At 41.2% G+C, this 9,034-nt stretch carries 7 protein-coding genes; all 7 read right to left on the bottom strand.

Annotated elements, in window-relative coordinates:
- On the bottom strand, nucleotides 1-217 hold a 217-nt coding region (gene infA / locus PENNN9_RS07260), incomplete at its 3' end, for a translation initiation factor IF-1 (protein ID WP_058369034.1).
- Between the two features lie 119 nt (nucleotides 218-336).
- Nucleotides 337-1,164, bottom strand: a complete 828-nt coding sequence (truA, locus tag PENNN9_RS07255; RefSeq protein ID WP_058369033.1) for a tRNA pseudouridine(38-40) synthase TruA — start codon at nucleotides 1,162-1,164, stop codon at nucleotides 337-339.
- Nucleotides 1,165-1,233: 69 nt separating this feature from the next.
- Complete coding sequence (locus PENNN9_RS07250) at nucleotides 1,234-2,340, bottom strand: asparaginase (protein WP_058369032.1); 1,107 nt, start codon at nucleotides 2,338-2,340, stop codon at nucleotides 1,234-1,236.
- 150 nt (nucleotides 2,341-2,490) lie between these two features.
- Complete coding sequence (locus PENNN9_RS07245; RefSeq protein WP_058369031.1) at nucleotides 2,491-4,185, bottom strand: FimV/HubP family polar landmark protein; 1,695 nt, start codon at nucleotides 4,183-4,185, stop codon at nucleotides 2,491-2,493.
- A gap of 58 nt (nucleotides 4,186-4,243) precedes the next feature.
- Nucleotides 4,244-6,112 carry a hypothetical protein gene (locus PENNN9_RS07240; RefSeq protein ID WP_058369030.1) on the bottom strand — a complete coding sequence of 623 codons (1,869 nt, stop codon included), beginning with the start codon at nucleotides 6,110-6,112 and terminating at the stop codon, nucleotides 4,244-4,246.
- A 134-nt stretch (nucleotides 6,113-6,246) separates the two neighbouring features.
- A complete protein-coding gene (queA, locus tag PENNN9_RS07235; protein ID WP_058369035.1) occupies nucleotides 6,247-7,401 on the bottom strand; it encodes a tRNA preQ1(34) S-adenosylmethionine ribosyltransferase-isomerase QueA in 1,155 nt (384 codons plus the stop codon).
- A 157-nt stretch (nucleotides 7,402-7,558) separates the two neighbouring features.
- Nucleotides 7,559-8,644, bottom strand: a complete 1,086-nt coding sequence (gene dinB / locus PENNN9_RS07230) for a DNA polymerase IV (protein ID WP_058369029.1) — start codon at nucleotides 8,642-8,644, stop codon at nucleotides 7,559-7,561.
- Nucleotides 8,645-9,034: the final 390 nt, after the last annotated feature.

Raw genomic sequence — 9,034 nt, 5'->3', positions numbered from 1 at the left:
TTTTGCCACGGTAAGTAATGCGACCTTTGGTTAAATCATAAGGCGTCATCTCTACCTTAACTTTATCGCCCGTTAAAATACGAATATAATGCTTACGCATTTTCCCTGAGATATGAGCAATAATCTCGTGTCCGTTTTCTAAACGAACTTTAAACAACGTATTTGGAAGGGTGTCAATAACTTCACCTTCAAATTCAATAATATCGTCTTTAGCCATAGTTGGTATCTATCAATGAAAAATAAGCCGATATTATACGTAAGTTTCGATATTAAAGCAACAAATCATTGTTTTTGCTTGACAGTGAGCAAGTGTTATGTATGTCAGTTGACGATGTGTTATTCGGGTAAGTTAAGCCAAAGGGGAGTAAGCGGTGAGACGGGTAACAGCTGTTGGTAACGCTCAGGATAGTAGGCATTGATAAAGTACAGTCCGTCACCGGAGGCAGTGGGCGGGGCAATGGTACGGTCTTTTTTTGCCAAAATAGTTAAAAAGTCTGAAGGTTGTAGCTCATGTCTTCCAACAGCATGTATTGTACCCATCAAGTTACGTACCATATGATGCAAAAAGCCGTCAGCCTGTATGTCAAAGACGATAAACGCGCCATGCGTAAAAAGCTTTGCATGGCTGACAGTACGTATAGGCTGGTTAGATTGACAAGCTGCGGCACGGTAACTGCTAAAATCATGAGTCCCAGCAATATCAGCTGCCACAAGTTGCATTGCGGCCACATCTAAAGGTTCATGAATATGAGTTACTTGATGATTGAGTATGGCAGGACGCGCAGCCTGATTGAGCGTAATGTAACGATAACGACGTGCTATAGCACCAAAACGAGCATGAAAATCTGTTGGCATAGGTTGCACCCAGCGTAGCGCAATATCATCAGGCAGTAGACTATTAATACCGCGTAACCAATTATGGGTTGGACGGTAAGCACAAGTGACAAAATGCGCAATCATGTTGCCGGCGTGGACTCCGGCATCAGTGCGACCTGCTGCGATTACCTCAACAGCTTCGTTAGCGACAGTACTGATGGCTTTTTCTAATACTTCTTGTACTCCTATTACCTCTTTTTGACGTTGCCAGCCTCGATAATTGGTGCCCAAAAACTCGATAGCAATCGCCAAATTATAAGTAGGGGTGTCCTGTTTCTCAGCTTCCATTAATCTTTTAACTTCCATAATAGTCGTAGCGTTTAAAGTGAGCGCTTGTTTGTTGCTTGGCGCTCACAGTTAGCGATTTTTGTTCAAACCTGTACCTGTCTGGTTGACAGTATATGTCCAGCGTTGTCGTCTGCGCGCAGGTGTATCATAACGTAGCAATAACCATAATAACCGCGCGTAGATAGCAGGAATAGTTAAGCGTCCACCAGCGATAACATGATAATCATATTGCCAGCTACCAGCTGCATAACTGTCACTGACTCCGCCAAATGGACATTGGCTAGCACATACCACCATATGACCATGTTCATATGCACGTTTTAATGCACTCGCTAAACTCTCAGAGTAGGGAACATTGCCAGCACCAAAACCTAATAAAATAATACCGCATGGCGGCTCAGTCAACAGTGCCTCTAGTTGACTGCCCAAGATATCAGGCGCATTGGGTAGACAGTATAGCGCATGTATGCTTGCTCGTTTGGCACGCGTTTGGATGTCATCAGTAGCCGTCATTTGGTCATCGAGCCAATGCTGACGACGCGTGTCTGGCAGCTTTTTTACATAACTGTTGTTTGGGTAGCCAGCACGAATATGACCAGTAAAAGCCATAAAGTCATGACTATGAATCTTTTGTACTGTTTGTGCAGGCCATGACTCTCCGCCAAAGCTAATTTTGACGCCAGATTCTCCAGCTGCCGCTAGACGTAGCGACTCACTAAGGTTGCCCCATGCATCGCTATTTGCATCAACAGTGTATGTGTGTAATACATCACTATCTAACAGTGGGCGCATACTACCCGTAATTACCAAACATATATCACTACCTGCAAAAGCTTCTGCCAAAAATGCGCCAAGATAACTCAAAGTATCTGTACCTGTAATGAGTATAAATTGACGACATCCTTTCGAATAGCTATCTAGTATTAACTTATAAAAGTGTACAAAATCGTTTGAAGTTAGCTGACTACTATCTTTAATTAGTGTGTTATCTAACCATGAGAGCTCTGGCAAATAGTTAGTTTGGCTATAATCGGTGAATAGCGTTTGCAAAGCTGGCAAAAAGATATTGGCATCTAGGGGAGCCAATGGACGTCCATAACTACCAAAAGTCCCACCAGCATAAATGAGCTGAATAGCGTTGGATGATCGATTTGTCGAGGTTGAAGGTAATGACATGAGTTTACCGTACTAGAAGTGAGTGAAAAGAATAAAATAGGGTTAATATAAATGATAAACCGCAAAATAGAAACAAGCATCCTATTTTCATAAGATGCTTGTTGATAAACACTTTTTGTTCAAGACACTGTAGAGTAATTTACCTTTATATTAAGCAGTACGCGCTAGCATCTCTCTTGCTTGATTTTGTTGTTCGCTATTACCTTGAGTGACGACTTCATTGAGTAGGCGTTTGGCACTATCGTATTCACCCAGTTGTAAGTACTGACCTGCTAAGTCTAATGTTACCTGACTGCTGTCCAAAGTCTGAACAAAATCGAAATCTGTTGCAAACTGTGCAGCAAAATCACTGTCGGAAGCTGCAAGTGTCGTATCGTTTTGAATATCTACATTGTGATCATTGGTTAAGCTGATATCATTTTCATTCTCTACTGGTGTAACAGCAGTAGGTAAAGTTGCAACTTCATCGAAATCAAATTCGTCATCTATTGATGGAGTATCGTCAATACTCTCATCAGTACTATCGTCAATCACTTCATGAGTCGCTGCTAATTCTAGTTGTGTGTCCTCATTTACAACTGGCTCGTCGCTACTGTCTGTTGTCCCAAGTCCAGCAAAACTGTCTACAGCGTCGTTGCCTGATACCTGAGCATTCTCATTAAGGTTTTCTTGAGTGTCTAATGAGTTTGTAACAAGTGTGGTGTCTTCAACTACTAAGCTGTCTTCAACTACCAAGTCGTCTGTAATCGCCAAGCTATCTTCATCTTCTAGCAATAACCCAAAATCATCATTAGTAGGCTGAGTATTGTCCTCTTGATTAGTAGTAGTGTCTGTCTCTTCAACCAAGTCATCAAAATCTAAAACAAATTCGTCATCCGAGCTGACATCTTGTGACTGGTTATCTTGCGTTTGAGTACCATTAAATTCTAGCTCTGATGAGCTGCTATCATCTGTCATCAAATCAAAATCAAGCATGAAGTCATCGTCAACGTTTATGTTGTTTACGTTTTGATCCTTATCAACATCGTCTATAGTAACAGGCTGCGTACTAGTCTTTTCGTCGCTTGTCTCTTCGGTTATATCAAAGGCACTAACATCATTGTCATCTACTGTAGTCTCATAGCTATTAGCGTTTAGATCGTTGGTTTCTACGTCTGTGCTTTCTAAATCAGCTAACGTAAGGTCAAAATTGTCATCAGAGCTATAATCAGTTTCAGAGACCTTTGGTTGCAATGACAAAGCTTCACTAAATGCTTCGGTATTATCTAAACTGTCTTTATTCGTATTTGACTCAACATCCGTAACGGTCTGTGAGGTAGATAGGTCAAAATCGATACCTTTAAATGCAGCTTCATTATCAGATTCAGGCTTCACCGGTTGATTTTGCGTTTGTTCTTGGTCTAATAAAACTTTGAGTTTGTCCGCATTGTCTATAGCGACTGCATCACCAGACAATTTAATCGTGTTATAAGTTTTGTTAAAATCATCATGTTGATTGAGCGTAGCATGAATATTTAATAGCTTGTGTAATAACTCAGAATCTTGGGGTTTTTCAGTTAAACCTCGTTCAAGGGTTTCAATAGCCTTATCATAACGCTGCTGATCTATAAAACGTTGCGCAACAGTTAATGGATCAAATTTGGTCGCGTTTTGCTGAGCGGGGACTTGTTTTGAATCTATAGTTGCCGTCTTTGGCTTCGATGTCGACGCATGAGCATCTACGTTTTTATTGGTCTTATCCAAGTGTTGTGTGGTCGGTTGTTTGGCTTTATTTTTGCGTAGCACAAGCACCGCTACTAATAAAATTACTACCAGACCTACAATGATATACAGCATATTATCCATAAATACTCCTAAGCCTACGAGCCTTGTTTACAGCATTTTATGCTGAGCAGACAGGCAATTATTGATTGCGTAATTTTTTGAGACGAGCTTCAAGCTCAGCCAGTTTTTGGTTTTGTAGTTGTAGTTTTTTGGCATAGCTACCAAGGGTACTGTTGGTTGCTGCTACCCGCTTAGCCTGCTCAGCGGTCCGTTGACGCGCCGTTTTTAGTGTGGCTAAAATATCTGTGCTCAAACCATTACCAGTTGCCGCGGCAGCTTTGGTTTGAGTGCCATCAGCGCTACCATCACGACCAGGCGCAACGACAGAGAAACGTGCTTTTGGCAAGGTTTTAGGAGCGACTTGTGAGGGCTTATTTGAATGTTTAGCTGTTGCTTTTGTTTTAGAGGCCATGTCTGTAGATGCTGTTGATTCTTCATTGCTAGTCGAGTCTGCAGCTGTCGTCTTTTTTCTCTCAATGCCCTTCTTTTTAGCTCGGTTGACCTGTATGTAATGTTGTCTTTGAGCTGCGATGGCGGTTTGTAGGCTTTGCTGTGAAGGCACAATGTCATAACTGGGTAAGCTCAGCTCAGCGTTGGCTTTTAGCAAGTCAGCATCCTTTGCAATAAAAGCATCAGGGTTTTGCGCCTTTATTTGTTTCATAACCGTTGATACATCGAGATTATTTTGCTGTGCAATCTGCTGAGAGATAATCCAAAGATTGTCATTACGTTGTACGGTATAGCTTGTCATGGCTGTACTTTTACTGTCTGACATAGAGTCTGTGGCGGCTATATCAGTACCGGTATTTGAGGAAACGGTAGCAGAGGGCAGCGGTGCGTTGGACGAGGTACTTATCACCTCAATATCATTATCCTTTGTGAAGGGGATGGGCCGATTTGCGCTATTCTTTAGATCTGTTTTTAGCTGTATTTGACGAGTTACTTGAATATTTAGGATATCGGCTTGTCTATTTGTATTAGTAGCATTTTTAATAGAGTCAGTCGCAGTAACCTTTCTGGACATACTACTATCTGGTGCGCTGTTTTTTTGCGTATTATCGTTAGCAGCCAAGCTTGTATTAGAAGTAACCGTATTTTTTAACTCTAAAGGACTTTTTGAGTCACTGATATTTGTTGGAACTGTTTTACTGGTCTGTTTGACGTTAGTATTATTCGCTGTTGGATTAAGATCGCTTAAAGTACTGTTATTTAAATCGTTATTAGATAAACTTGTTGTTTTTGTCACCTTTGATGTGCTCGCAAGTGAAGCATCTGAAGTCTGAGGCGTTGTTAAAGGTATGATGTGAGCTTGGCTTATCACTGCTGGTGCACTGATACTAGATGTCTGGCGCAAGACAGTTTTTGGCAATGCCTGCATTGATGCTGGCGCTTGTGTATTTGGTGCCATGATCAGTGGCGGCGGTGCACCGCGTCTCACTGTTAGAGGTTTAGCATTAGAGTTTGATACTACTGGTAAGTTTGGTTTTGGCGCATTTGATACGACTCGTTTGGACTGTTTAATTGGTACGTTATTATTACCAAGAGGCATCAGTAGAGTCTTAGGGATGACATTGCGTTGTCCATTATCATTTATTGCTAGTACGACATCTGCAAATGGCATTGATACAGGCTGTGATGTCTGGATAAGTAATTGACCAGCGGTGGCAGAAGTCGGTATAAACTGCACAGACATGGATGCTGTAGGGGTCAGTCCCATTTGCTGATAGATCACAGGATTGGCAATACTGGCTGCAAAATCTTTAGCATCAATGTCGGTGACCGTAATACTTGCAGTCAAAGGTTCATGCTGAGCTGAGGTAATGTTCGTTTTACCGATGGTGGCTGCTTGAGCAACAGGTAACCACACAATAGAGCTCACAGAACAAAGGAGTGCTACTGACACTGCGTGATGAATATTGGTCAATCGATGAGGTAAATGCCAAGACATGCGCAGCCCTTTTTATTGCCCTTTTTATTATGACTTATTGATAAGTAAATTACGAAAATAGCCCAGTACAACCATGTTTATAGTGAAGTATTGGGTATTCGTATTGCTTCAATTAATTAATGCTCAATCTCTCGTTAACGTACTTTTCTATCCAATAACATCGCATCCCCATAACTAAAAAAGCGATATTGATGGCTAATTGCATGTTGATAAGCTTGTTCAATAGCAGCTTTACCTGAAAATGCTGATACAAGCATTAACAAGGTAGATTTGGGTAGATGAAAATTAGTTAGTAGACGATCAATCACACCAAATTTAAAACCAGGATAAATAAATATATCCGTATCGCCTGACCATGCAGCAACAATTTGTCCATCGTTTGCCGTTTTTTGATAAGCCGTCTCAAGAACACGTGCAACAGTCGTGCCAACAGCAATCACTTTTTTACCTTTTGCATGGGTTTGATTGATTAGGTCTGCGGTCGTTTGCGGTAAATGTGCATATTCACTATGCATAGTATGATTGAGTAGGTTTTCAGTTTTAACAGGCGCAAAAGTACCTGCACCAACGTGTAAAGTGACAAACGCGGTATTAATACCTTTTTGAGTCAAAGCTGAAAGAGTAGTTTCATCAAAATGTAAGCTCGCTGTGGGCGCGGCAACGCTGGCCAGTTTGGCTGGATCATGAAACACCGTCTGATAGCGAGTATTGTCAGTTGCATCAGCATGACGCTCAAAATAAGGAGGAATTGGCAGCTCACCGTAGATTTCTAAATCAGGAAGAATAGGCGCATCGAAAGCTAACACAAATAAGTTATCCTGACGACCGATCATCTCACAGCTCATATTGTCATCAGCTAACCATAAGCGTTGTCCAATTTTTGGCGCTTTACTGGATTTTACATGACACAGTGCAATATTTTGGTGTGTGGCTAATGATTCATGATTGATATTTATATCTTCTAGTTCTGCGCTCTCTACCAAACGTTCGATCAATACTTCAACGCGCCCTCCAGTATCTTTTTTACCAAATAGTCGCGCTTTCATTACTTTAGTATCGTTAAAGACAATAAGATCGCCCGCGTCAAGCAACGACGGTAATGCGGTAAATAAATGGTCTTGAGGCAGACTTGTTTGTTCTGATTGATCTATAGCGGGTACATAAAGCAACTTAGAATCCGAGCGCTTAGCTAACGGATAGCGAGCAATTAGCTCGTCTGGTAATTCATAATCGTAATCGGCTACGCTCAGATAAGTCAGTGGGCTATCATCATGTTGAGTATCATTCATATCGGTATCGTTATCTACGTTAGGAGTGGTGGTTTTGATGTTTAAGTTGGTCATAATGAGTCATACAGGTAGGTAAAATTTTGGCATTAGTTTAGCAGAAACGGGATAATAGCGGAAAAGTTCCAAATACAGTCAGATCAATATAAAAAAGACACGATTAATCGAATAAGGTAAGCTGCGGTAGGGGTTGTGTTGCAGAGGCTAGAGACGAGTAGGTGACGCCCACGAGTCTAATAGGGAGAACGCGAGGTATGTCTAAAAATAACTTATCTAACCAATAATGAGCAGACTCTGCACCTACAAAAGCCGTAGATAGCGTATGTGAGCGCGTTATTTGTGTAAAATCAGCATATTTTATCTTGAGCGTAATTGTATAAGCGATAAGCTGCTTGCTTTCCATCTGTCTAAACGCATCGGCGTTTTGCTCATATATTTGTGAGCGTAATAGGTCGTTGTCATTTAGGTTGTCTCTAAAAGTTGTTTCTGAGCCGACTGACTTATGCCGTCGTTCAGACTTTACCAGTCGCTCATCACGACCATGCGCAATATCATGATAAAACTGTCCACGTTTACCAAACTCGTTAACTAACAATGCTGCGGGCACCTGTCGAAGATCAGCACCATTAGCTACTCCCATGGCATGTAGGCGCTTAGCTGTGGCCTTACCAATACCGTGAAAACGCTCTATAGGCAACGTACTTATAAATGCTGCTGCATCAGCAGGGGTAATAATAGCGGTACCATTAGGTTTATTTATATCAGAAGCAATTTTTGCTAGCATTTTATTAAACGAAACACCTGCTGATGCCGTTAGTCCTGTTTGATCTAGTATTTGTGCTCGTAACCAGTTAGCCATTAAGGTAGCTGAACCTTTATGCACTTGAAGACCTGTAACGTCAAGATAAGCTTCATCCAAAGATAGTGGCTCAACATGCGGTGTCAGACTATACATGATAGAGCGAATTTGGCTACTGACTGCTCTATAAACATCAAATCTTGGTCGTACAAATATCGCCTCTGGACAACGCTTGCGAGCCTCGTAGCAAGACATTGCAGAGCGCACACCAAATTTACGTACTTCATAACTAGCAGCAGCGACCACGCCGCGACCGCTTGGGTCTCCACCAACAACTAAAGGTTTACCACGATATTGAGGAAAATCTCGTTGTTCGACGCTGGCATAAAAAGCATCCATATCTAGATGAATAATCTTACGAGGGGTAGGTGTGATAGAAGCTGTCATAGTTTCTATTTTACCTGAAATTGTAGGATTTTTGAGTAATGGTTGTTGAACACAAGATGTAATTGAAGTGATTTGAAATCGGATACTAACCAGCTGCCCTATAATGGCTTTAGAGTAGATCATCTACTATGACAGGTAATAGACACGCTTTTGAATATATGACCATTTATTAGTCTTGACGAAATTCATTGAGCAATAAAAGCTGTCTTTATTCGATTAATTTTACCATTTAAGATTACATTTGTACCACTTATAACAATGAAAAAATAAGTAGTAGCCGTTAGTACTGTTAGTTTGCTAAGTTAAGTCAAGATTGTTCAGAGCCATATCTTTAAGTAGACAATCTACGGCTATATTATTTAATTTTACTAGTGTTTGAGGAACCCGGGG

The sequence above is a fragment of the Psychrobacter sp. ENNN9_III genome (genome assembly GCF_001462175.1).
GTDB lineage: Bacteria > Pseudomonadota > Gammaproteobacteria > Pseudomonadales > Moraxellaceae > Psychrobacter.
Note: the sequence above shows the minus strand (reverse complement) of the source record. Positions and strands in the feature narration are given on the sequence as shown.